Consider the following 24,852-nt stretch of genomic DNA (forward strand, 5'->3'; position numbering starts at 1 on the left):
GCGCGGCGACTGGCGCCCCCTTGTCGGTCGCCTGCAGAGGCGAAGCTGAAACTGCCCAACCTGTTGGGCGAACGAAAACTGCTCAGTGCCCCTTCGCGCAGCGAACCCATTAGCCCAGGCGACCAGCCGAACGAAATCTTCTCAGACTCCGCTCGCGCAGCAAGCGCAATCAAGCCCCGTTCGCGCAGCGAACACCCCCCGGCAGCAACACTCTTACCGGAAAGGCGGCTCATTAAACGTCCGCAGCTTCCGCGAATGCAGCTTGTCACCCTCGGCGCGCAGCAGTTCTACGGCGTGGATACCAATCTGCAGATGCTCCGAAATCGCGCCTTCATAGAAACGGTTGGCCTGACCCGGCAGCTTGATTTCACCGTGCAGCGGCTTATCGGAGACGCACAGCAGCGTGCCGTAAGGCACCCGGAACCGGTATCCCTGAGCGGCAATGGTGGCGCTCTCCATATCGACCGCCACCGCGCGGCTCAGGTTAAAACGCAGCGCCGACGCAGAGTAGCGCAGCTCCCAGTTGCGGTCATCCGTGGTCACCACGGTGCCGGTACGCAGCCGCTGTTTGACCTCTTCTCCCGGCATGTTGCTCACCGCTTTGGTGGCGTCATACAGCGCACGCTGCACCTCGGCGATGCTCGGCACCGGGATGTCAGGCGGCAGCACGCTGTCGAGCACGTGGTCGTCGCGCAGATAGGCGTGAGCCAGCACATAGTCGCCAATCCGCTGACTTTCGCGCAGACCGCCGCAGTGACCAATCATCAGCCAGGCGTGCGGGCGCATGACCGCCAGATGATCGCAGATGGTCTTGGCATTCGACGGGCCAACGCCGATGTTAATCAGCGTAATGCCGCGACGGTTGGGTGAGGTGAGATGCCAGGCGGGCATCTGATGCTTCTTCCACGCCAGATCGGAGAGCATCGCCTCACTGTCGGCCGTGTCGGCCGTCAGCACCACGTCCCCGGCGCAGGCCAGGCTGTCGTACGGTGTCTCCGGGTCGCGCACCTGCTCGATCGCCCAGCGGACAAACTCATCAACATAACGGGTGTAGTTGGTGAACAGCACAAACGGCTGGAAATGTTCCACGCTGGTGCCGGTGTAGTGGCGCAGACGGGCCAGCGAGAAATCGGTCCGCAGCGCGTCGAAGTGGGAGAGCGGAAACTGAGCGTCCGCGTGGAACAGCCCGTCGGTGGTCTCATCCCCAATCTGCGACAGCTCGGTGGTCGGGAAGTGGCGTGCGATACCGGCGCTCATGGTGCGATCCAGTGAGAGATCGGAGCCGTCAATCACATAGGGATAGGGGATCTCCTGGCGGGAAGGCACCACGTCAATCTCCAGCTCATACTCCTTCTCCAGCATTGCCAGCTGTTCCGCAATGTAGGGGCGCAGCAACGCCGGGCGGGTAATGGTGGTGCTGTAACTGCCCGTATGCGTAAAGCGTCCCCAGGCGCGCGTGCGATTCTGCTGCGGGCCGTCACCGCGCCAGGTGATGCGCAGCTCCGGGTAAACAAACAGTCCCTGCTCCCGGGCGTCGGCATCGGGCAGCGTGCCGTTTTCGGTAAACGTTTTAATCGCCGCACGCAGTGCATCGACCGCGCCACTGTAAAGGCGTTCAAGTTCATCCAGCGCCTGCTGGCTGGTCAGGTTTTTCCGTAATGTCGGCATGGTTTCTCCTTCCATTTTTTTCCGCAGTTTGCCCCAAGCTTAGCGGGTTTGTTGCAGAGATTGGTGAAGAATGTGTGATCGCCTTTTTTTTGCACGAACCCGGCGGATAATCTGAACAGCGTGGCCGGATGCGCCCGTGAGCGGCGCTGAAAGCTCATAAGAAAATCTTCACGATCCAGGCCGGGGTTTTGTTTACGCTGCCCGCATTATAAAGGCGAAAAGAGGGCAGGATGGGTACCCGCTCGCGCGCGCTGAGCGTTTGTAACGTCGGGGAAATAAACAGGTTTGCTACAGCGGGCAGGGCGACGGGGCAGAAAATGCCGTGACAGCCCGAAAAAGTTTGTAACGATGATTAATTTGTCCCGGAAAGACTTTGCATATTTCTCTGCCCACTATCATCATTAGAACTCCTGTCCAGTCTCTTCTGATTTGGTAATCCTTTGCAAAATCCCGGCGTAGCAGTGATGCAGGCGATCAGGCGCACGGCGTGGTACCCGAAACGTCGCGCTTATCGCACGCTCTACTGGCGTGAAATATCGCCATTAGCAGTGCCTATCTTTTTCGAGAACGCCTGTGTGCTGTTGATGGGCGTACTGAGCACCTTCCTGGTCAGCTGGCTGGGCAAAGAGGCGATGGCGGGCGTGGGCCTCGCCGACAGCTTCAACATGGTGATCATCTCGTTCTTTGCCGCCATCGATCTCGGCACCACGGTGGTGGTGGCGTTCAGCCTGGCTAAACGCAACGGCAAGCGCGCCCGCGCCGCCACGCGTCAGTCGCTGGCCATGATGACGATACTCGCCTTTGTGCTGGTGATCGCCATTGAGTTCTGGGGGCATCTGATTATTGATGCGATTGCGGGATCGGCCGAACCCAAAGTCAAAGCGCTGGCGCTGAGCTACCTGCAGACTTCCGCCTGGAGCTATCCGGCTGCCGCCATCACCCTGATTGGCAGCGGGGCGCTGCGCGGCGCAGGCAACACCAAAATCCCGATGCTGATTAACGGCGGCATGAATATCCTTAACATCATCATCAGTAGCGTGCTGATCTACGGCTGCTTCTCCTGGGACGGTTTAGGGTTTATCGGTGCCGGGCTGGGGCTGACCATTACCCGTTATATCGGGGCAATCGCCGTGATTTACGTGCTGATGATCGGTTTTAACGCCTCCCTGAAAATCACCCTGTCGAGCTATTTCCGGCGCTGGAACAGCAGCATCCTGATGGAAGTTTTAGGTATCGGCGTGCCTGCCAGCATCGAATCGGTGCTGTTCAACGGCGGTAAATTGCTGACTCAGGTCTTTGTCGCCGGGATGGGCACCAGCGAGATTGCCGGTAACTTTATTGCCTTCTCGGTGGCGTCGCTGATCAACCTGCCGGGCAATGCGCTGGGATCCGCTTCGACCATTATTACCGGCACCCGGCTGGGTAAAAATCAGGTGTTTCAGGCGGAGCGCCAGGTGCGGCATGTTTTCTGGCTGGCGACGATCTGTCTGAGCGCGATAGCGCTGATGACGGTGCCGCTGGCCGGATTGCTGGCGCGCTTTTACACCAGCGATCCCGAGGTGATAAACGTGACGAAACACCTGCTCTGGCTCAACGCCCTGTTCATGCCGCTCTGGGCCGCCTCCTGGGTGTTGCCCGCCGGGCTCAAGGGCGCACGCGATGCGCGTTACACCATGTACGTGTCGATGTTCAGTATGTGGGGCGCGCGCGTGGTCGCGGGCTATCTGCTCGGCATTGAACTGGGCATGGGCGTCACCGGCGTCTGGCTGGGGATGTTCCTCGACTGGACGGTGCGCGGCGTCTTCTTCTGGTGGCGACTTAACAGCGGCAAGTGGCTCGATCGCTATCGTCAGATGCTTGCCAGAATCGGTTAGCGGCCTGCTCACGCCTTCCCCGGTGCGGGGAAGGCGTGGCGCATTCCGGTCTGAAACACTTCCGCCGTCACATCTCCAGACTTTTACGCTACCGTTCAGGCAGTTGCACAATGCGCGACGCGCCCGACCTGGCTATCGTCATTCGGATGCCCGGACCCGATAATCAGAAAGGTGATTCTATGAACCGTTTTAAAACGGCGCTGGCGCTTCTGCCGCTGCTCTGTAGCCCGTCAGTATGGGCAACGACCTTTGTTTATGTTTCGAATGCGGAGTCGGGTACCGTCTCCCGTTATGCGCTTAATGAGACCACTGGCAGCCTGCACTGGCGCGGCGAGACCCCCGCTGGGGGAAAGATTATGCCGCTGGCGGCCAGCCCGGATGGCCAGCACCTCTATGGCGCACTGCGCAGCCCGCCTTACGCCATCGTCAGCTGGCGCGTGACCCGTCCGCATGGCGACCTGCAGAGAATGACGGTGACACCGGTCGCGGCCAGTTTTCCGTGGATCACCACCGACCGGCGCGGTCACTTTCTGCTGGCGGCCTCCTATGACAGCGATATCGTTACCAGCAACCGGATCGATAACCAGGGAAGAGTGACGGAGCAGGTCACGGGGAAGGTGAAGACCGGGCCGCACGCCCATTCGGTGATCACCGACGTCAGCAATCACGCCCTGTACGTCGGCAACCTGGGCACCGATCGGGTGCTGCAGTATGCCTTCAGTGACGATGGCGTCATCACCCCGCTGGGTAAAGGGTTCGTTCAGGGCGAGAAAAACAGCGGGGCGCGGCATTCGGTGATCTCACCGGATAATCGCTTTGTCTATAACCTCGCGGAGATGAGCGGCACCGTCACCCAGTTCCGGCGGGGGGCGGATGGCTCCCTGACGGCGTTGAAGCGCTGGCCGAATGCGGTGGCGAAGCGCTATAACCTGCAGCACGGCGAGCAGCGCCCGGCGGGCTACAGCGATCCCACGCCACGTATCTGGGCGGCAGACATTCAAATCACGCCGGACGGGCACTTTATCTATGTGACCGAGCGGACATCCAGCACCGTCAGCGGCTACCGGGTCGATAAAGCGTCTGGTGAGTTAACGCTGATCGGCAGCTGGCCGGTGGAAAAACAGCCGCGCAGTATCGCGATTGATGCACAGGGAAAATGGCTGATCGTCAGTGGAGAGAAAAGCGCAGTGATAAGCAGCTACGCCATCGATCCCGCCAGCGGCGAGCTGAAACGGGTGTCAGAAGCCCGCGCCGGTAAAGGGGCTAACTGGGTTACGCTCATCGCGCAGTAAAGCGGCGCCATCCGGTGGCTGGCTGGCCGGGCAGGGCGCGTTATGCCAGTTCCGGCATAAGCAGTGCAGAAATTTTTGGTTCAGATCCGGCGGATAAGCAGGTTTACTCAGGGCATCAACTGATGCGGAGAGTCTGAGATGAAACAGAAACTGAAAGCCTGGTTTGAACAGCTGCTGAGCGGCCCTGCGACGGATGATGCCGGGCGCGATATTAACGTCGAACTGCTGCTGCCGCTGAGCCAGCTCTATGGGCTGGAATATTACCCGGCGGTGCATCGCTACTATGAAAAATAGCGGTTGTTCTCTTCCCGGTTAAAGGCCCGCTTACTGAGCGGGCCTTTTTGCGTTCTATAAGTGGCAATGACACCCGACCGCAACCCTGAGCGAGACAACATTTAATTCCCGCTCAATCCTCAGCGCTGTTACTTAAATCAGACATCCTGCGTCGATATTCCTTCACAACCGCATCTGATTACATTCACATCGTTAACACTCGCAAAAATACCCTTTGTAAATAATGTCTCATGCGCATTAAAAATTTGGCTTAACAAATGTTTTTACATTGCCAGTTTTACTTTTGCCGTCATGAGGTTGTTATTTTAAGTCAATAAGGAACTTCTGATTATTAAGGTGTTAATCTGCACGCCTGTCCTTACACAAAACTTACAATTAGCGTTGTTAAACCTTCGATGAAAATGCCGCAGACAGGGATGTGGCTGGCTTTCGGAGCCAGTGTTTTTATGAGCAACGTCATGGCGGCGCCGGTCACGCCCGGCGACCTTGATGTTATTCAGAATCAGCAGCAGCAGCGTCTGCAACAGGATCAGCAGCAGCGCGATGCGTTAACGCAGTCACATCAGGTGGCACTGCCTCAAAGTAAGCCCGCGCAGGTCGGCGGTCCCTGCTTTGATATTCGCCAGATTATCCTGCAACAGGCCACCTTAATCACGCCAGCGCAGCAGGCGAAACTCGTCGCGCCTTATATCAATCAGTGCCTGACGCTGGAACGCATTAACCAGCTGGTACGCGCAATATCCGACTGGTATGTCCAGCGCGGCTATATCACCAGCCGTGCTTTTCTGACGGAGCAGAATCTCTCCCGCGGAGTGTTAACGATTACGGTGCTGGAAGGCAGGCTGGAAGAAATTCGTTTGCAGGGTACCCCTTCACACCAGCTGAAAATGGCCTTTCCGGGCCTGGCCGGTCGCATTTTAAATTTGCGTGATATTGAACAGGGCATGGAGCAGATCAACCGCCTCCGCACAGAGCCGGTGCAGATTGAGATCATCCCGTCGACTAAGCCAGGCTACTCCATCGTTAATCTGACCAGTAAACCTGAATTTCCGCTGACGCTGGGTCTGAACATGGATAACAGCGGGCAGAGAAGCACCGGTGTCGGCCAGCTTTCCGCCTCGCTGGTGGGGAACGATCTTCTGGGGTTGGCCGATCGCTGGTTTGTGAGCGGCGGTCGCAGCAGTGCGTTCAGCGACTGGCGTGACGCGCAGAATTTTCAGGCGGGTGTCAGCGTGCCTTATGGCTACGGGCTGCTGGATTACAGCTATAGCTGGAGCAACTACCACAGCCGCTTCAACGCGAACAGCTTCGACTGGTACAGCAACGGCGATAACATCTCAAACCGCCTCAGCGGTTCGTGGGTCCTGTTCCGTAATGGACAGATCAAAACCGGTGTTCAGGTCGGACTCAGCCACTATGTCAGCCATAACTGGCTGAATCAGACACTGCTTCAGAGCAGCAGCCGCAAAATCACCAGTCTGCAACTCGGCGTGAATCATACGCACAAAGTGGCAGGCGGCGTGGCAACCTTTAATCCAATGCTGAGCCGCGGGATGCCGTGGTTCGATGCCGAAAGCGACAGCGGTAAACGCGACGATCTCCCCAAAGCGCAATTCCGCAAGTGGAGTGTCAGCAGCAGCTATCAGCGACCATTGACGCAGAAAATGTGGTGGCTCAGCAGCCTCTACGCCCAGTGGTCGCCCGATCGCCTCTACGGCAGCGAACGGCTGACGATAGGCGGTGAAAGCTCAGTTCGCGGCTACAAAGAGCAATACCTCTCCGGCGATGTCGGCGGTTACCTGCGCAACGAACTCAACTACACGCTGTTTACGCTGCCAGTGATTGGCGAAGTCAGCTCCACGCTGGCTCTGGATGGTGGATGGCTGCAGAGCGACAGACAGGATCGCTATGCCGCCGGCACATTGTGGGGCAGTTCGCTGGGACTGGGTACCCGCAACGCCCATGTCTCCACGCAGCTGTCGCTGGGCATTCCCGTCAGCTATCCCGACTACCTGGCGCCCGATCGCCTCAGCGTTTACGCACGTATTGGACTCGTTTTCTAAAAAAAGGCCCTGATTATGGATGATCAATTACCGATTTCACTGCCGCGTCGTCTGCTGAGCTATCTCATCTGCTCGCTGATTGCGTTTCAGCCTCTGCTGCCCGCTTTTTCTGCCGTGATTACGCCTGCGACGCCCGGAACGCAGGTGGATGCCGCCGGAAATGGCGTGCCGGTCATTAACATCGCGACCCCTAATGCGTCGGGCCTGTCACACAACCAGTACCAGAATTACAACGTCGGCCAGGAAGGGCTGATCCTGAACAACGCCACCGGCCGGCTGACGCAGACGCAGCTGGGTGGACTCATCCAGAACAACCCGAATCTGAAAGCGGGGCAGGAAGCCCGGGCAATCATCAACGAGGTGGTGGGGGCCAACCGCTCGCAGCTTCAGGGCTACACCGAAGTGGCGGGAAAAGCAGCCAATGTGATGGTCGCCAACCCCTACGGCATCACCTGTAATGGCTGCGGCTTTATCAATACGCCAGATGTGACGCTCACCACCGGTAAACCGCAGCTTGATGCGCAGGGGAATCTGCGGTCGCTGGAAGTGACGAAAGGCGCCATCACCATTGAGGGTAAAGGGCTGGATGGCAGCCAGGCCGACGCTGTCTCGATCATCGCGCGCGCAACAGAAATTAACGCGGACATTCATGCCAGAGATCTCAATGTCACGCTGGGCGCAAACCGGGTCGGTGCTGATGGCAGCGTGACACCTGTCGCGGGCGAAGGGGCTGCGCCGTCAGTCGCCGTGGATACCGGTGCGCTGGGCGGGATGTATGCAAACCGCATCCATCTGGTCTCCAGCGAAAACGGGGTCGGCGTTAATCTCGGCAACCTGAACGCCCGTCAGGGCGATATGGTGCTGGATGCGCAGGGGCGGCTGAGCATCAATAACAGCCTGACCAGCGGTAACCTGACGGCCAGAGGCAGCAGCATTGCGCTGCAGGGTGAGCATAAAGCCGGTGGGAATGTCGCACTGACTGCACAGCAGGAGATTGCCTTAACAGGCGCAAAACTCGGCAGCGACGCGCCGCTCGACCTTAACAGTCAGGGGCAGATAACGCTTAAAGGCAGCAGCCTGACCGCAGGCCAGAGCGCCCGTCTCAGCAGTGGCGCTCTGAGCATCGATAAAAACAGCAGCGGCAATGCGGCTGACCGGATGCAGCTTTCCGCCTCCTCTCTTTTACAGAATGAGGGTCAGCTGACCGCGACTAAACAACTGGATATCCAGGCCGCACAGGTGGTTAACCGTGGCAGCCTGACCAGCCACGGCGAGGCGAAGCTCCGCAGCAACAGCCTGCAGCAGCAGGGCATGCTGCTCTCTGAGGGTACCAACACGGTCGTCGTTGCCGGCAACCTGAGTAATAGCGGGGAGATCAGCGGCAGCAGTCTGAACGTTCAGGGCGACACCATCGATAACAGCGGCAGGCTGTTAAGCGCCGGGGATGCCCTGATCACAGCGAACACTCTTCAGCAGCGCGGCACTCTTTCAGCCAGCAGAAAAAATCAGCTTAACGTGACCGGTGCGCTGAACAACAGCGGGGAGATCAGCGGCGGCAGCCTGAACGTTCAGGGCGACACGATCGACAACAGCGGCAGGCTGTTAAGCGCCGGTGACGCGCTGATCACAGCCAGTCACGTCAGGCAGCGCGGCATCCTATCCGCCACTAACCGTAATCAGCTGAATGTTGCTTCAGAACTGAACAACAGTGGCGAACTGAGTGGCAGCAGTCTGGCGATTCACAGCGGTTCGCTGCTCAACAGCGGCAGCCTGCTGGGCAGTCAGGAGGCGGATATCACGTCCGGTAGCCTGCAGCAGGATGGAACGCTCTCCTCTCAGGGAAGGGTGCAGCTGAACGTGGCCGATCGGCTAAGTAACAGCGGGGAGCTGAGCGCGGGCCGTCTTGATATCAACAGCGGTACGCTGACGAACAAGGGAAAAGTCATCAGCAGCGGTGACACCACGCTGACGGCGAAACGTCTGGATCAGGACGGTGCACTCTCTGTACAGGGTAACGCAACGCTTAACCTCGCCGACGCGCTCAGTAACAGTGGCAACATCGTCAGTCAGCGGTTGCAGATTGACACTACGGCCCTGAAAAACAGCGGCGAAATGGTCAGCAACGGCGATGCCGTGGTTAACGCCGATACGCTGCAGCAGAATGGCTCCATCACAGCCCGCGGTGACGCGCAGATGACCGCCCGTGGCTGGCTGGAAAATCAGGGAGCTATCAGCAGTCAGAACGCCCTTATCCTGAACAGCGCAGAGCTGCGTAATAGCGGGTCATTAACCGCGCCTGAACTGACGCTGAACGCCGCGCAACTCAGCAACGGCGGCCTGCTGCAGGGCAACAGATTACTCTCCATCAGGTCCACACAGCTGGATAATCTTGCTGCGGGGACAATCAGCTCCGACAACGATTTTACGCTTGGCCTGCCACAACTCAGTAACAGCGGACTGATCACCAGCGGCAAAACGTTGCTGCTGAGTGGTGACCAGCTGAACAACAGTGGCGAGATTAATGCCGCCAGCCTGAGCAGCACATTCAGACGCGTAAGTAATCAGCCGAGTGGAAAATTGCTGGCGGACGACCAGATCCGCCTGCAGGGTGATGCGCTGAACAATCAGGGGACAGTCGCTGCCAGCGCGGTGAACAGTGACGTCAGCCTGCTGGAAAACAGCGGCACGCTGCAGGGTAACAGGGCTCTCTCGCTGCAGGGCAGCGGGTTAACCAACAGCGGCACGCTGCTCAGCGCAGGGCAGCTGAGCGTGAAACAGCAGACCCTGGACAACAGCGGACTGCTGCAGGGCAAACAGCTTACCGTTCAGACCAGCCGCTGGCAGAACAGCGGCAATGCGCTGAGTGAGACCGACGCCGATCTGCAAAGCAGTACGCTGGAAAATAGCGGAAAAATTCTGGGGCAGCAGGGCATCGGGCTGAAAGCTGACCACACTGACAACAGCGGCTGGCTGATGGCCCAGGTACTGACGCTGCGCGGTGACATGATTAACAGCGGTCTGCTGCAGGGTAATCGTCAGCTTTCACTGGAAGGCAGCCAGCTGGACAATCAGCAGGGAGGCCAGCTGCTCACGGATGGCACGCTCACCGGAAACGTGGCGACGCTGAATAACCACGGCGCCATGCAGGCCGATGAGATGGTGCTCAACGCCGATAGGGTGCAGAACGGCGGCAATGTCCGCGCCGGCAAAGCGTTAACCGCCGTGGTCAATGGTGCGCTGACTAACAGCGGCAGTCTGCTCAGCCAGCAGCAGATGAATCTGCAGGGCACAGCCATTGAGAACACGGGAACGCTGGCGGCGAATAACCTCAGCCTCCATTCACCTACCCTTAGCAACGCCGGGCTGCTGCAGGGCAACAGCAGCTTGACGCTCGACCATCAGCAACTCCATAACCTCCATGACGGCCAGTTGATCGCCGGGGGACCGCTAACCCTGACGCTCGATCAACTCGATAATCAGGGCCTGCTGCAGGTCAACGGGGCGCTGGCAATCAACAGCAATCGTCTCAGCAACAGCGGACGCCTGTTAAGCGATAACCTCGGTCTTCAGATTAGCGATTCGCTGAGTAACAGCAGCACAGGAGAGATCGTCAGCGCCAGCCAGGCCGATCTGCATGCGCAGACGCTCAGCAACAGCGGGCAGATTGCGGCGAAGCAGCTCAGCGCCAGCGGCAACACGCTGGAAAATAGCGGGCTGCTGCAGGGCGAGACGCTGCTGGATCTCCGCTTCGCCCAGCTCCATAACGGCAACGGTGGTCAACTGCTGAGCGGCGATCGGCTGGTTATCCAGGGTGGAAGCGCAGTCAATGATGGCAGCTGGCAGGGTCAGCAACTCGATCTCACACTGGACTCGCTCAGTAATCACGGCAGCATCACTGGCATCCATGCTTTGCAGGGTCATGTCGCCAGCGATCTGTCTAACAGCGGCACGCTGGTCAGTCAGGGTGATAGCGATCTCAACGCCAGCACGCTGAACAACAGCGGCAAAGTGATGGCGAACCGGCTGGGGTTACAGGCTACCCGCCTGAACAATGACGGTCTGCTGCAGGGCAGCACGGCACTGACTGCACAGGCTGATAACCTCACACAATTGGCCGGCGGCAAAACGCTGAGCGGTGGAACGCTGACGCTGAACGCGGGCCAGCTCACCACTCAGGGTGTGCTGCAGGGTGAGCAGGCAACGGTAAACGCGGACAACTGGCTGCATCAGGGATCGCTGCTGGGCAGCAAGGATCTGAACGTCAGCATCAGCAACGAACTGCAGAACGCCGGCGCTTTACTGAGCCAGGGCAGGGCGCAGATCGCGGCCAACACCCTGAACAACAGCGGTTCACTGCTCGGTGAAGGGGCGATGACCCTGAACGGAGCCATCCTGAATAACCGCGGTTCGGTGCAGGGTAAAACCCTGACCATTACGCCCGCGAGCGTCATTAATCAGGGCAGCCTGATCGGCCTGCAGGCATTAACCTTTGCGGCGATGCCGCAGGTCAGCGGGCGGATGCTGCTCAGAGCACTGGCCGCGCCAGCACGCCAGTTAATGAATAACCAGGGTGGATCGCTGCTGACGCAGGGCACGCTGAACATCAACGGCGGAGACGTGGTGAATAACGGCAGCTGGCAGGGGCAGCAGATCCTGCTGAATGCCTGGCAGCTGACCAATAATGGCGCGATCCAGAGTGCGGATGCGCTGCAGCTGATTCTGTCCGATCGCCTTGATGCGGGCGCAGGCAGTAAGATTTCGGCGAATGGTACGGCGGCGCTGCAGGCTCTGACGCTGGCCAATCAGGGCGAATGGATCGCCCGTAACCTGACGCTGCGGGGCGACACGTTAAACAATAACGGTGCCGTAACCGGTGTCGAGGCGCTGACGGTGGGCCTGAATGGCGCACTGACCCAGCAGCAGGATAAAACGCTGCTCAGCGCAGGCAGGTTAACGCTTCAGTCATCCTCGCTCAATAATGCCGGGCGCGTGCAGGGCGGCGACCTGCAGATCACCAGTGGTGCGGTGGATAACAACGGGCGCTTACAGGGTGACAGCAATCTGCTGATTAATGCCGGCGGACGCATTACCAATGGCGGCAGCGGCACCCTGATCACGCAAAATACCCTGACGCTGACCGGGCCGGAACTCTTCAACTCTGGCCTGATTCAGGGCAACGGCAACGGTGTGGCGACCATAACCGGTTTAACACAAAACGATGGCCGGTGGCTTTCGGGTGGTGCGCAGACGCTGAATACGCCGCAGCTGAATAACAACGGCTGGTTACAGGCGTCGCAGCTGATTCTCAATGCGACCAATGCCAGCAACAACGGCACGCTACTGGCCGACGGCCAGGGCACACTGACCGGTAATGGCTTCAGCAACCAGGGCACAGCTCAGGGCGGCAATCTTGAGGTCAATTATCAGCAGGTCAACAACAGCGGAACGCTGCTGGGTAACAACCGGCTGAGCGTGATGGCTGCTCAGGTGGGCCAGCCGGGCAGCGGTCGCCTGTTCAGCGGCGGCGATTTGCTGGTTCACAGCAACGGCTTTGATCAGCGCGGTCAGGTAGTGGCGCTGGGTAACGCCACGCTGGACATCGCCAATGGCTTTACCGGTCGCGATGTACTGGCGGCAGGCGGGCGACTCACCGTCAGCAGTAACGGCGCGATAGATAACCAGGGCACGATGCAGGGCGGGGCGCTGATGCTGAGTGCAGGCGGCGATCTCACCAATAATGGTCAGCTCACTACCGGTGCCGGTGACAGTGCATTAAGCGGCAATCGCATCGCCATGAACGGGAATGGCACGCTGCAGGGCGGCGGTAACATCAACCTGGCCAGCCGCAGCGATATCACGCTGGACGGGTTCACCGGGACTGCTGGCAATCTGGTGCTCAGCGCACCAGGCAGTATCGTTAACACCGCGCTGCTCTATGCGGGCGGTAACCTTTCTCTGTTTGCCAACAGCATTCGTAACCAGCGTGCCGATATGCTGGCAGGCGGCAGTATGTGGCTTCAGGGTGACGCGGCGGGGAATGCCAACAGCGAAGTAATTAACACCTCCGGCACCATCGAAACGCAGAACGGCGATATCACGATTAATACGGGGCATCTGCTGAATACAAGAGATGGGTTGAGTGTTTCTGAAACGCATACCGCTTCAAACCAGACGGGCTTAGGAGTAGACCTGATAAAGGTTCCAATCTCTGAATTTAAACCAGAGGAATATGGGGTATTCGTAAACTCAAAAAAAACATGTGATTCATGGGGAAAGAATGGGCAAGGTTGTAAAACTTCAACAGCATATTACTACGTACCAACAAAAGAAGCCGAGACTAAGAATTTTTCATCATCTAACACCACGATAAACGTTAGCAGTAATGGTGGTGCAGCCCGCATAGCCTCGGGCCGTGATATGAATATAAGAGCAGCTATGTTTGATAATCAGGCCAGTAATGTTCTGGCGCAGAGAGATATATCTCTCTCCGGAAATCAATTGAACAACCAATCCTGGCAGGCTGGGACACAAAGTACTTATTTTACTTATAAGTATGAAGGGATATTGTTTGATTACGCACACCTATATACAAGTACTAGTGACTACGGTTATCAACATACTTATGCTACCACCGGCTCTCGGAATAAGCCGAAAGTAAAATCAATAACATATAAACTTTCAGATCAGGGGACGAGTTTCACACCGGGAGAGCTCTATCGCGCCGTTATCCAGGCAGGCGGTAACGTCTCTGCTAACTTCAGCGGCGATATCAGTAATACCAATACCACCGCAAATGCTGGCTGGAGTGGTAATACGCTTTCTGCTCCGGCCCTGCGCGGATTAACTTCCATAGGCACCGCTGGCGCGCAGTCTCACCAGCAGCTGGCTAATGCTGATAAAGCCGCAATTAATACACCGCAATGGCGCGATCAATTGCAGAATGCGCTGCAGCAGGTCAATGGCGCAGGAGCGCTGGAGACGGCCTCACCTGGCAGCGCCTCGCTGACGCAGTACGCAACGGCAGGTAAAAACAACGCACTTCTGGGCAAGGCCCTTAACCTGAATAACGCTGCTCAGGGATCTGCGACACTGCATAACTACAAGGCTGCTGAAGTTGATATCAGTGCCTATCCTTTACCTTCGGGCGAAAACGGCTACTTTGTCGCGTCAAAAGCCAATAGCCGCTACCTGATTACCGTTAACCCTAAACTCAACGGCCTCGGGCAGGTTAATCAGGGTCTGTTCAATGACCTGAATACACTCCTTGGCAAACAGCCTGCTACCACGCCACTTCAGGAAACGCGTCCTCAATATACAGACGAGAAGGCTTTCCTTGGCTCCTCGTACATGCTCGACCGTCTTAACCTGAAGCCAGATTATGATTATCGCTTCCTCGGCGATGCGGCGTTTGATACCCGCTATGTCAGCAACGCGGTACTGAATCAGACGGGTAACCGTTATATCAATGGCCTGGGTTCCGACCTTGAGCAGATGCGCTATCTGATGGATAACGCTGCCGCCGCTCAGCAGTCAATGGGCCTGGAATTTGGTGTTTCACTCTCTGCAGAACAACTCGCTTCATTAGACAAGAGCATGCTCTGGTGGGAAGCCACCACGATCAACGGTGAAACGGTAATGGTGCCGAAGCTCTATCTGTCGACAAAAGATGTCGAAGTGCGTGATGGCAGTGTGATCGCCGGTAATAACGTGACGCTGAAAGGCGGCAACGTTACCAACACCGGTAGTAGCGTGATGGCTAAAAACGATCTGACCATCGACAGCCAGAATACGCTCAGTAACCTCAATGCCGGTCTGCTCCATGCGGGTGGCGATCTGCAGCTCAGCGCGTTGAATGATATCAATAACGTCAGCGCAACCATCAGCGGTAAGAAGGTGGCACTGGAGAGTATTAACGGTGACATCAACAATCTGACTACGTCGCAGCTCTGGCATCTGGATGCAGATAACGGTAAGGGTGCGAAGAAATCCTATACCGAAACCCTAAGCGGGCCAACGGCGAGCATCACTTCACTGGATTCACTTAGCCTCAAGGCGGGCAATGATATTACTGTCACCGGCGCGAACCTCAAAGCGGGTGGCGATCTGCTGCTGAACGCATGGAATGATATTGCCATCACCGGCAATCAGAACGTCACTGGCAGCGCGCAGTCCGGTTCCGGAAATCGCTGGCAAAAAGTTGATGCGACCAGCACTAAGACCGTCAATACCGTCGGCAGCCAGATTGCCGCAGGCGGCAACATGGCGATGCAGGCAGGCCACGACCTGACGGTTTCCGCCAGCAACATCAAGGCTGATAAAAACGCGGCGCTGGCAGCCGGTAACGATCTTAATCTCAACAGCGCGACCAGCAGTCAGAATGAGGTGAAGGGCAAACGTGAAACCCATTCAACCGGTGTGGATCGCACGACGCTGACCAGTGGCGGTGATTTAGCACTCCAGGCCGGACGCGATATTAATAGCCAGGCGGCAGGCATGGCCGCAGACAAAGACGTCACCTTACAGGCAGGGCGTGACGTCAATTTGCTGGCTGCGGAAACCGGTTCTGGCAATAGCTATAAAGCCGGTAAGAAGGTTGAGATTAATGAGTCGATACGCCAGCAGGGCACGGAAATTGCCAGCGGTGGGAGTACGGCGGTTAAGGCGGGCAGGGATGTGGTCGCTGAAGCCGCGAGAGTCGATGCCCGCGACGATCTTGCCGTCCAGGCAGGGCGGGATGTGACGATTAGCACGGCAACCGAAAGCGATTATCACTACGACGAAGAGACAAAAGTTAAGAAAAAGCTTTTCTCTAAAAAGACCACGCACACGGTTCATGAGAACTCTTCGACGACTGAACAATCTTCGGCGTTGAGTGGCAACAATATCGCGATTGTCGCTGGACGCGATGTGGCCGTAACCGGTTCCAGCGTGGTTGGCGATAACAGCGTTGCGTTGAAGGCAGGGCGTGATCTTGCGGTTACAGCGGCAACTGAAGAGCAGCATAGCTATAGCCTGAAAGAAACCAAAAAGAGCGGCATGATGAGCGGCGGCAGTATTGGTGTGACGTTCGGCAGTGCTTCCACTCGTCAGCAACTTAATCGCGACGGTACCACACAAAGTCAGAGTGCCAGTGCTGTAGGCAGCACTGGCGGCAGTGTCGCCCTGATTGCCGGTAACAATGCACACATCGCTGGTTCTGATGTTATCGCTAAAAAAGATATCAGCGTGGTCGGTGGCTCTGTGAATATTGATCCTGGCAACGATCTTGTTAGCCGTCGTCAGGTGTATGAACAGAAGAAAAGCGGCTTAACACTGCAGCTGACCAGCCCGATCACCGATGCCTTATTAAGCCTCGGGGAACAGGCAAAATCGGCCAGTGAGGCGGGCGATGATCGCCTTAAAGCCCTGGGCGCGGTAAAAGCTCTGGAAAGTGGCTGGGCGATGTCTGGTGGAAAAGCCATGCAGTCTGGTCAGGCTCTGGCAAACGGCAATATGAGCGAAGCAGGGATTAAAATTGAGCTCAGTGTCGGCGCAAGTAAGAGTAAATCCTCATCGGAATATAACGCCAATGCCGTTAAAGGGAGCTCTCTCAATGGCGGCGGCAACATTGCCGTGGTGGCGACCGGTGCCAACGGCAGTAGCGGTGATATTACTCTCTCTGGCAGCGGCATTACCGGCAAAAATGTCACGCTTGCTGCGTCGCACGATCTCAACCTCACTGCGGCAACCAATAACACAGAACAGAAGAGCAGCAATAAAGCTTCTGGCTGGAGTGGCGGTATCCATATCGCGATAGGTCAAGAGACAGGCATCGGTGTGCAGGCCAGCGGCTTTATGGCCAGCGGCAAGGAGAACGGCAAAACCACCGATTACGTCAACAGCCGTGTGAACGCCAGCAATGACCTCACCCTGAGCAGCGGCAACGATACCGTGTTGTCTGGCGCGCAGGCGCTGGGTAACCGAATTGTTGCTGATGTTGGTCATGATCTGACGATGACCAGCCTGCAGGATACCGATGATTATCAAAGCAAACAGCAGAGCGCAAGCGGTGGCTTCAGCTTTACGTTCGGCAGCATGACCGGCTCGGCTGGCCTGAGTCTGAGCCAGAGTAAAGTGAACAGTGAGTACGCGAGCGTGGGCGATCAGAGCGGCCTGTTTGCCGGTAACGGGGGTTATGACGTTTATGTGGGTAACCACACTCAACTTAATGGCGCGGTGATCGCCTCAACCGCGCAATCCGCAAACAATGCACTCTCTACCGGCACGCTGGGCTGGTCAGACATCGACAACCATGCATCTTATAAAGCCAGCAGTTCATCAATCAGTATGGGTGGCGGTAATGAAAATCATCAAATGTCAGGCGGTGCGATTCCGACCTCTGCCAATAGCAATGCCAGTGCGTCCGGTACCACCCGTTCAGCCGTAGCGGATGGCACTATCACGGTGCGTAACAGTGAGGAGCAGACGCAGAATGTCGCAGATCTGAGCAGAGATACAGATAACGCCAACGGCCATATCGACAAGATATTCGACAAGGATAAGGTCGCCCGCAAACTGGAGTTCGCACAGGGAATTCAGGAGCTGGGTCAGCGTGTTGCAAGCGATGTCAGCAGCTACAAGATGCAGGCAGCTAAGGACGAGGCCAAAGAAAGGCTGCTGAAAGCAAATCCGCAAAATGCCAGTTTATCTCAGGCTGCGTTAAACGATCTGATTGTTCAGGATGCGGGCTATAAGGCTGTTGCAGAGAAGTGGGGCACTGGTGGCAGCTATTCTATGGCGGCGGCAGCGGTGACAGGCGTGCTGGGCGGGCTGGGCGCAGGCAATCTGGGATCAGCCGCAGCAGGTGGAATGGCGCCTTATATCGCCAATAAAATCAAGCACGCTACCAGCACATTTGTTAACGGGCAGGAACAGACTAACGTTCTGGCTAACACTATGGCGCATGCGGTAGCGGGCGCTGTACTGGCGCAGCTGGCGGGCAACAACGCATCTGCAGGGGCAGCTGGTGCGGCAGGTGGCGAGCTTATGGCCCGCACTATCCTCAGCACGATGTATCCTGGCAAGCAGGCCAGCGACCTGTCGCAGGATGAGAAGCAGGTAATCAGCGCGCTCAGCCAGCTGGCAGCACAACTATCGGCAGGAGCGGCATCCGGTTCTATAGAGGGCGGGGTTCAGGGGGCGGTTGCTGGAAAGAATGCGGTTGAGAATAATTTTCTGAGCGTGAAGAAAGCCGAAACATTTAATAAATCCATCGAGGAACAGAAAGCCGGTAAAAACCTGTTAGAAGCTTCACAGAATATCGTCAGGCTGATGAATGCTGATCGAGCCAGCAATTTGTTGCTGCAACAGTTCCAATCAGGCCAACCACTAACAGAAGGCCAGAAGCAAGAGCTAGCTGGATTACTTAACCAGTATGGTTATGAACTTCAGTCTATGTATGGATATACCCCACAGAAAGCTGAGGAGGCTATACGGGGACTCCTGTCGGGTACAGCATTTGTGGCATCCACTGGGAATATTCAGGCTTATAATGAAGCACTAAGTTATCTTAAAGGATATAGCGTGCAGTCTGGTCAGGCTGCATTGGGAACTGATGCTTTATTGGCATTGCCTGGCGCTCCGGGGATTATTGCTCGTTCTACTCTGGCAGCTGGTGGTGGTTATCAGACGGGGACAGGAATTGGTCAGATCGTTGATGGTAATTACGGGGAAGGCGCACTTAATGTAGGCTTGGGTACAGCGGCTATCTTTGGTAGTGTGGCTGGAAATAGCGTAATCACGAAAACTGAAACAGGAATAGTTTCTCCAAATAAAGGGGCTGGGTGGCCAGACAATTCTCAGTCTATTGATAAAAATGCACATTCTTCTATCCCGAAAGTTACTGCTGAATTGACAGACCCTGAGACTGGAAAAGTCTTTACGGATACAAATCAGGGGAATAGACCTGATTTCTTCTTGGGAGATGCTAGCAAGCCAACGCTTATTAATGATGTTGTACAGGCAAAAGTAATGAATCAACCGGATAAAAATTTCCCAAATGGAAATATGGCTACAGCCCATGCTGAAGTAGGTACTATTCAACAAGCCTATGATCAAGGTATGACAGCTGGTCGTAGTATGGAAATGAGAGTATCTGGTAAGCCAGTTTGCGGTTACTGTCTCAGCGATGTAAAAAGCATGGCTGAGAAATCTGGTTTGAAATCGCTTACAATTTTTGAAGAGAAAAGCGGCGACACCTTGTATTGGGAAAAAGGGATGAAAAAATTCACCAGGAAATAAACTTATGAAAAATGGGTTCGAAGTTGATTACTATCTACACGCTAAAAACTCTTTTACGAGAGTTCGCTCTCCCAAGTGGAGCGATGTAGAAGAATTTCTAATGAAATTAAAAGGAAATTCTGGTGGTGTAAGGCTACGTATCTTACCCGAACCTGATATTGGACCAATGAATCTAGATGTGTCTACAGAGGATAGTTTCTATCTCATGACGTTACTAGAGTGTTCGGAATCTGATTTAACAGTCCGTTCCTATTGGAATAAATCAAAATCTGGTAACAATAAAAAAATCCAAATTTATGGGGATTACTGGCCTGAAAGCCAACTAACAAATGATTTTGACCTTGTCGTTAGGACATTTAAAGAATTTTTTGATACTGGTAATGTGTCAGCGGATATTTTGAACTGAGTTCTGAATCCTGGTTTGCTGGCTGGCATTCCTATACGTTGAGAATAATCTTCTGGGCGGAACGGAAAGCGGTCAGAAAAGTTTCACCAGAGAACATGGCAAGGACGTGATGTCCTCTGCGGATAATCCGACAGGCGCAGCCTGCCAGCGTGGTCTGGCGGTGAATGAGGCGCTGATGGTTGCTATTCCTGCGGGCTTCGGGGCTGGAACGCTGGCAGCGGTTACACCGGAAATAGCAGCGGCAGCGAAAGCAATGATACAGGCCTGTACGGGTAATGTGGTGCTTTGCCTGAATAATGCCGGTATCCAGGGGGCGGAAGAGATCGTGCCGGGCGGTGTTGGCGCTGGCGGCGCGATAAGTATCGACAAGACAGCGGCCGGGGCGACGGCGGCGAAAGCGGAAGCTGCGGCGGCTAATGAGACGAAGAATATTCCTTCAGGTACTGGCAAGATTGATGCCGATAAGTTTGACCAGATTGAATTATATCCTCTTGCCAAAACTGGAGCCAATATTGAATCAGCCGCTAAATATGGCAAATTTACTGTTGCAGGTGGGGCGTTATAAAAACAAGGCAGCCGAAAGGGAAGTATCTATCCTGCCGCAAAAGGAACTCCTGCTCAGATCAATGAACAGAGACAGAAATATAAGAGGGTATAGTTAAAGCACCTGGCGTGTCTGTAAAAGAAGGAAGTCGTTTCGGAAGATTTGATGTCATCGCCCAAGATGGCCGGGGGCCAGATTTGATCCTTAAGGTAATTTCCGTTGCTTTTTGGAATCGTGATTAAGAATTGTAAAGATAATTTAAAAATTGTCATCGCTAATGATGTAGATTATGAAAGCCTGATAGCTGAAACTTCTCGAAATGACGAGTTTATTGCAATTTTACAACAAGAAGATAGTGTAAATGATGTAAAGGTTGAATTTTCAGATAATATTAGTCCTATTGATTTTAATTGGCTTAAAAATAAATTAATCTAAGAATAGGCTATTATAGTAATAATATTATATCACGGCCGCTGAGCCGGCATTCTACTTTAAAGGTCAGCCAGTTATCCTTCATTCGTCAGCCGGATGATCAACTGTCCCGGCCCGGTGATCACTTCGATCTTCTGCCCGGTCGTAAAGCCCAGCGCTTCCAGCCAGCGTCCCTTGATGGTCAGCTGTGGCAGCGGGTTTGACTGGCCTTTATTAGCCGGGCATCCTACTGCGTAATCATGCGACCGTGATCTGCTGGCGGCGGTTTTGGGCATGCATATCACTGATTATGATGCGTGTCAGCCTTAATTATTTCCTAAACTAAATATTATTATGTGCCTGACCAAAAGGTAGGAAAAAGCAGTATCATTCATTCAGGTGGGTAGTAAAATAGTTTATAGATTTCGTCTGGCAGAGAGTGAAGGATAAGATAAAAATTTTTTTATAAAAGTAAATGAATGCCTTTCATCAACCTTTAGCAGGGTTTTTCAGTAATTGTCTTAATTCATCCTGACTCATTTAAAAGATAAAAGCCTCATACTTTCGCAACAGGCTTTTATCTTCCTTTTATCTCATCCTCAATGCATCAACTGGCTAATCACGCCGGTCACGTCGAATTTTTTATTAACGACACCTTCCGCTGAAGACTTGTCCACCAGCTGAGGCAGGTATTTCACCAGCAGATTCAGCGCCTCATCGGTGTTGATGCCCAGTCGTGAAGCGAGCTGTTCAATCGCTTCTGAGTTAATCATCTTCTGCACCATGTCACGGCTCAGGGCAACATTCTCCTCATTGCCAAGCCAGGAGTTCACTACCTCACTGTACTCACCACTCTGAAGATGGTTCACAATCGCGTGTAAACCGCCTTGCTGCTCAACCCACTCCAGCACACCTTTCACTTCCTGGCTGGTCTGATTATTCAGGCCGCACATGGCCAGCACCTGGTCCAGTAAAACCATTCCGTTATTCCCCGATTTAAAAGATATCAGGACTGCCTGCAGGCTCTGATTTTATGAATGACGAACAGCACGATAACTGATCCCGCTGTCGCAATAGCAATGCTGTATATATTGAAACCGCTGACCTTGCCAAAGCCCAGAAAGGTGCTGACTAACCCGCCAGTCAACGCACCCACAATACCGAGTATCATGGTCATGAAAATACCCATATGTTCCTTACCCGGCATAATACATCTGGCGATGATGCCGGCCAGCAACCCAAATACTACCCATGACAATAGACCCATTTCCTGCATCCTTTATTTTTTTATTAATCCTATCAGCGTTTAACTGTGGTTTAATTCGTCAATTAAGAGCGGGTGTATCGTACGCCGCCTGCCTTTTATCTGGCAATGGTGTTTTCTTAATTAAATTAAACGTATCGGAAACAACGGGAGAAGAATTATGAGCATTCTGGATAGTATTAAAAATATAGGTGAGGAGTTGTTAAATACCGATAATAAGAATGTTGAAAATAAGCCTGATATCACCGCAGCAGGCAAGCGAACCTACACGGTAAAATCCGGTGACACGCTCAGCGCCATTGCAAAAGCATTCTACAGCGATGCCTCTCATTATATGAAAATCTTTGAGGCCAACAAAAATACTCTCAGCAATCCGGATAACATCGCGCCAGGTCAGGTGTTAATTATTCCGGAATATTCAGCAGCCAGCAGTTCACAGAGCGTGGCCTGCTGGTTTTTATTTGCCGCTTACAGTGATAAAGGATTTCTGACAGGGCAGAGAGCATTTACGGTGTTCTGGTTTAGTCAGCGTTGCGGGAGAACAGGGCTGTTGAGATGAACAAAGAGTGGGGCATCTGAAAAGCAAAAAAGCAGCTATCCGGGGATAGCTGCTTTTTCTAATCTGGCTCCTCTGACTGGACTCGAACCAGTGACATACGGATTAACAGTCCGCCGTTCTACCGACTGAACTACAGAGGAATCGTTGGAACGAGGCGAATATTAACGGGGTCGCCCCGAGGTGTCAACAGCAAAAAATACATTATCATTCAACTGGCTAGGATTAACGCAAAGCGATCGCGATTTAAGCAATTTGCACGCCTTCAGTGGCGATTCGGCTCAGGGGATCCTGCTGATAGAACTGACGCAGATGCTGATACATGGCCGGAAAGCGCTCAGCCAGCAGAACCGGAGCGGTAAAAAAGTATTCGGAGAGTACAGCGAAGCACTCAGCCGGATCGCTGGCGGCGTAGGGATCGATAGTCGCCGCCTGTTCTCCGACCAGCTCGACTTCACTCTCTATCTCCGCCATCGCAGCATGCAAATCCTTTTCCCATTGCGCCACGTCGCGCAGCGGGATCACCGGCACGCCGCTGGTGTAGCCACTGCCGCGCGCATCAAGTTTGTGGGCGACTTCATGGATCACCAGATTGAAACCAGAGAGATCGAAAGAGTCCTGAATATCGAGCCAGTTAAGCACCACCGGCCCCTGCGTCCAGCTCTGACCGGCGTGAACGGCAGGCGCACTGTGAACCAGCCCATCCTCATCCTGCCACTGATCGTCAACTTTAAACGGCTCTGGATAGATCAGCACATCATGAAAACCGTCCAGCCATTCCAGACCCAGTTTCAGCACCGGCAGAGAGAAGAGCAGGGCGATGCGCACGCTGCGCAGTTCATCCAGCGCTGTTCCTTCCAGCGGCACCAGCTTCTTCTGTTGCAGGAAGCGTTGCGCCAGCGCTGTAAGCGCCTGCTGTTCGTCTTCACTGAGCAGGCTGAAGATAGGCTGGGCCAGCCCCTGCTGCCAGGGCAGCGCAGCCAGAAGGGTGTCGTTTTGCGTTTTCCAGGGCCATTTAAACATCGCAACTCCTGCACAGAACCGGACTCTTTCGCTATCCTGACGCGCCAGATATAAAAATGCCAGCATCGAATGCTGGCACCTTTGATCCGGCTGCAGGCCTGAGGGCTGTCTATTCAACCCGTTAGCGCGGCCGTTGTCTGTGATACAGCCCGCAAAGCGCAGGGCTGAAGGGCTAGTTGCGACCCACCCGCTGAAACTCAATCACCCAGACCCAGGGATTCACTTCCCAGCTGGTCGCGCCATACTGTTTTTGCCAGGCTTTGCGATAGGCCTCTTTAGGCGACTCTGAGTTCACGTTCATGGTGAAGAAGTTATTGAGGAAGTGCGAATCGGTCTGTACGCCCTCCGCCATAATGTCATCTTCGCTGATATCCTGAATCTTCTCAGCGCGAACGCCGGTGATCTCCAGATTGATGCGGCTGGCCCAGCGCGGCATATGGATGGCGGTCTGCCAGCCAAACTCTTCCGCTTCCGGGGTACTCATCGCGTGCTGACCCAGCTCATTGCTATCGGCGCGGTACTGACAATATTCCGGCAGGCGGAACGGCGTCGGGTCACGCTCATATTCGGCCAGATCGCTCTCCGGCACCATCGGACCGCGCCAGGTTTCGCGTACCCACAGCAGATCACCCGGTTTACCATAAGGACAGTGATAGCTGATGTCGCTCATCGACATCAGTTTATAGCCGTGCAGATGATTCGCACTGACATCAAAAGCGTGTACGCCTTCATGATGATCCTGACCCGGACCAAAAGCCTGAGTTTTCATAATGCGCCGGGTTTGCGTTTGCTGGCCAACCAACAGGGCACGGACACGCTGTTCGGAAAAAAGAATCGGCCGTTCTTTCATGGAATACCTCTTGTTATTAGTAAAACCCGGTTACTGCTGTATACGTCCATTTGCTTCACATCTCATAACTATCATAAAAGCTTTAAATCATTTTGCTTAATAATTTGTCGCCTGACAGTCACTTTAAAATTGTCACAGAGGTAGTCAGTATTCCGCAAAATGCAAAAAGTGCACCAGAGCTTATCATGCAACCTTCGCCAGACGACGAATAGCCGGGATACAGTACGTTATAACGGTAAAAATGGGAACCTTTTCAGATTTTTTCCCCTGTCAGCGGCCACACTTTTACAAATAATGACGTGACAAAAGCCTCTTCCGTACCCTCTGG

General features: G+C 54.7%; 14 protein-coding genes, 1 tRNA gene and 1 pseudogene. 9 read left to right on the forward strand and 7 right to left on the reverse strand.

The window, feature by feature from the left end; all coding sequences use genetic code 11:
* Positions 1 to 213: 213 nt before the first annotated feature.
* The gene (locus HFD97_RS20275; protein WP_167431513.1) at positions 214 to 1,668 is read right to left on the reverse strand and encodes an AMP nucleosidase; all 1,455 of its coding nucleotides are present in this window, start codon (positions 1,666 to 1,668) and stop codon (positions 214 to 216) included.
* A 464-nt stretch (positions 1,669 to 2,132) separates the two neighbouring features.
* Between HFD97_RS20275 and HFD97_RS20280 the strand changes: the two genes are divergently transcribed.
* The 8 genes from HFD97_RS20280 (at position 2,133) to HFD97_RS20315 (ending at position 20,855) form a co-directional block, all read left to right on the forward strand.
* Positions 2,133 to 3,542 (forward strand): EmmdR/YeeO family multidrug/toxin efflux MATE transporter, encoded by a 1,410-nt coding sequence (locus tag HFD97_RS20280; RefSeq protein WP_140028916.1) that lies wholly within the window; start codon positions 2,133 to 2,135, stop codon positions 3,540 to 3,542.
* A 179-nt stretch (positions 3,543 to 3,721) separates the two neighbouring features.
* Positions 3,722 to 4,834 carry a beta-propeller fold lactonase family protein gene (locus HFD97_RS20285; protein WP_167431514.1) on the forward strand — a complete coding sequence of 371 codons (1,113 nt, stop codon included), beginning with the start codon at positions 3,722 to 3,724 and terminating at the stop codon, positions 4,832 to 4,834.
* A 138-nt stretch (positions 4,835 to 4,972) separates the two neighbouring features.
* Entirely contained in the window at positions 4,973 to 5,128 is a 156-nt protein-coding gene (locus HFD97_RS20290; RefSeq protein ID WP_167431515.1) for a hypothetical protein, read from the forward strand.
* 395 nt (positions 5,129 to 5,523) lie between these two features.
* Entirely contained in the window at positions 5,524 to 7,191 is a 1,668-nt protein-coding gene (locus HFD97_RS20295; RefSeq protein WP_167431516.1) for a ShlB/FhaC/HecB family hemolysin secretion/activation protein, read from the forward strand.
* A 15-nt stretch (positions 7,192 to 7,206) separates the two neighbouring features.
* Positions 7,207 to 19,470 carry a hemagglutinin repeat-containing protein gene (locus tag HFD97_RS20300; protein WP_167431517.1) on the forward strand — a complete coding sequence of 4,088 codons (12,264 nt, stop codon included), beginning with the start codon at positions 7,207 to 7,209 and terminating at the stop codon, positions 19,468 to 19,470.
* A gap of 4 nt (positions 19,471 to 19,474) precedes the next feature.
* On the forward strand, positions 19,475 to 19,876 hold the full coding sequence (locus tag HFD97_RS20305) for a hypothetical protein (RefSeq protein ID WP_167431518.1): 402 nt from the start codon (positions 19,475 to 19,477) through the stop codon (positions 19,874 to 19,876).
* 109 nt (positions 19,877 to 19,985) lie between these two features.
* The gene (locus tag HFD97_RS22410; RefSeq protein ID WP_244319740.1) at positions 19,986 to 20,441 is read left to right on the forward strand and encodes a hypothetical protein; all 456 of its coding nucleotides are present in this window, start codon (positions 19,986 to 19,988) and stop codon (positions 20,439 to 20,441) included.
* Positions 20,442 to 20,639: 198 nt separating this feature from the next.
* On the forward strand, positions 20,640 to 20,855 hold the full coding sequence (locus tag HFD97_RS20315; RefSeq protein ID WP_244319741.1) for a hypothetical protein: 216 nt from the start codon (positions 20,640 to 20,642) through the stop codon (positions 20,853 to 20,855).
* A gap of 71 nt (positions 20,856 to 20,926) precedes the next feature.
* On the opposite strand, the gene HFD97_RS20320 is transcribed toward HFD97_RS20315, so the two are convergent.
* From HFD97_RS20320 to HFD97_RS20330, 3 genes are all read right to left on the reverse strand, one after another.
* Complete coding sequence (locus HFD97_RS20320; protein ID WP_167431519.1) at positions 20,927 to 21,127, reverse strand: SymE family type I addiction module toxin; 201 nt, start codon at positions 21,125 to 21,127, stop codon at positions 20,927 to 20,929.
* A 303-nt stretch (positions 21,128 to 21,430) separates the two neighbouring features.
* Positions 21,431 to 21,853, reverse strand: a complete 423-nt coding sequence (locus HFD97_RS20325; protein WP_341874291.1) for a YidB family protein — start codon at positions 21,851 to 21,853, stop codon at positions 21,431 to 21,433.
* Complete coding sequence (locus HFD97_RS20330; protein WP_167431520.1) at positions 21,838 to 22,098, reverse strand: GlsB/YeaQ/YmgE family stress response membrane protein; 261 nt, start codon at positions 22,096 to 22,098, stop codon at positions 21,838 to 21,840. Before HFD97_RS20330 ends, HFD97_RS20325 begins: the two co-directional genes overlap by 16 nt.
* A 241-nt stretch (positions 22,099 to 22,339) precedes the next feature.
* Here HFD97_RS20330 and HFD97_RS22415 point away from each other — a divergent pair.
* Positions 22,340 to 22,507: pseudogene (locus HFD97_RS22415) on the forward strand (LysM peptidoglycan-binding domain-containing protein); the annotation flags it as partial.
* 211 nt (positions 22,508 to 22,718) lie between these two features.
* On the opposite strand, the gene HFD97_RS20340 reads toward HFD97_RS22415, so the two are convergent.
* The 3 genes from HFD97_RS20340 to HFD97_RS20350 form a co-directional block, all read right to left on the reverse strand.
* Positions 22,719 to 22,794: transfer RNA gene (locus HFD97_RS20340), tRNA-Asn, on the reverse strand.
* A 103-nt stretch (positions 22,795 to 22,897) separates the two neighbouring features.
* Complete coding sequence (gene mtfA, locus HFD97_RS20345; protein ID WP_185155368.1) at positions 22,898 to 23,674, reverse strand: DgsA anti-repressor MtfA; 777 nt, start codon at positions 23,672 to 23,674, stop codon at positions 22,898 to 22,900.
* Positions 23,675 to 23,846: 172 nt separating this feature from the next.
* Positions 23,847 to 24,524: a hypothetical protein gene (locus HFD97_RS20350; RefSeq protein ID WP_046102090.1), complete on the reverse strand. Its 678-nt coding sequence runs from the start codon at positions 24,522 to 24,524 to the stop codon at positions 23,847 to 23,849.
* Positions 24,525 to 24,852: the final 328 nt, after the last annotated feature.

It is taken from the genome of Pantoea sp. EKM103V (genome assembly GCF_011800365.1).
GTDB lineage: Bacteria > Pseudomonadota > Gammaproteobacteria > Enterobacterales > Enterobacteriaceae > Pantoea > Pantoea anthophila.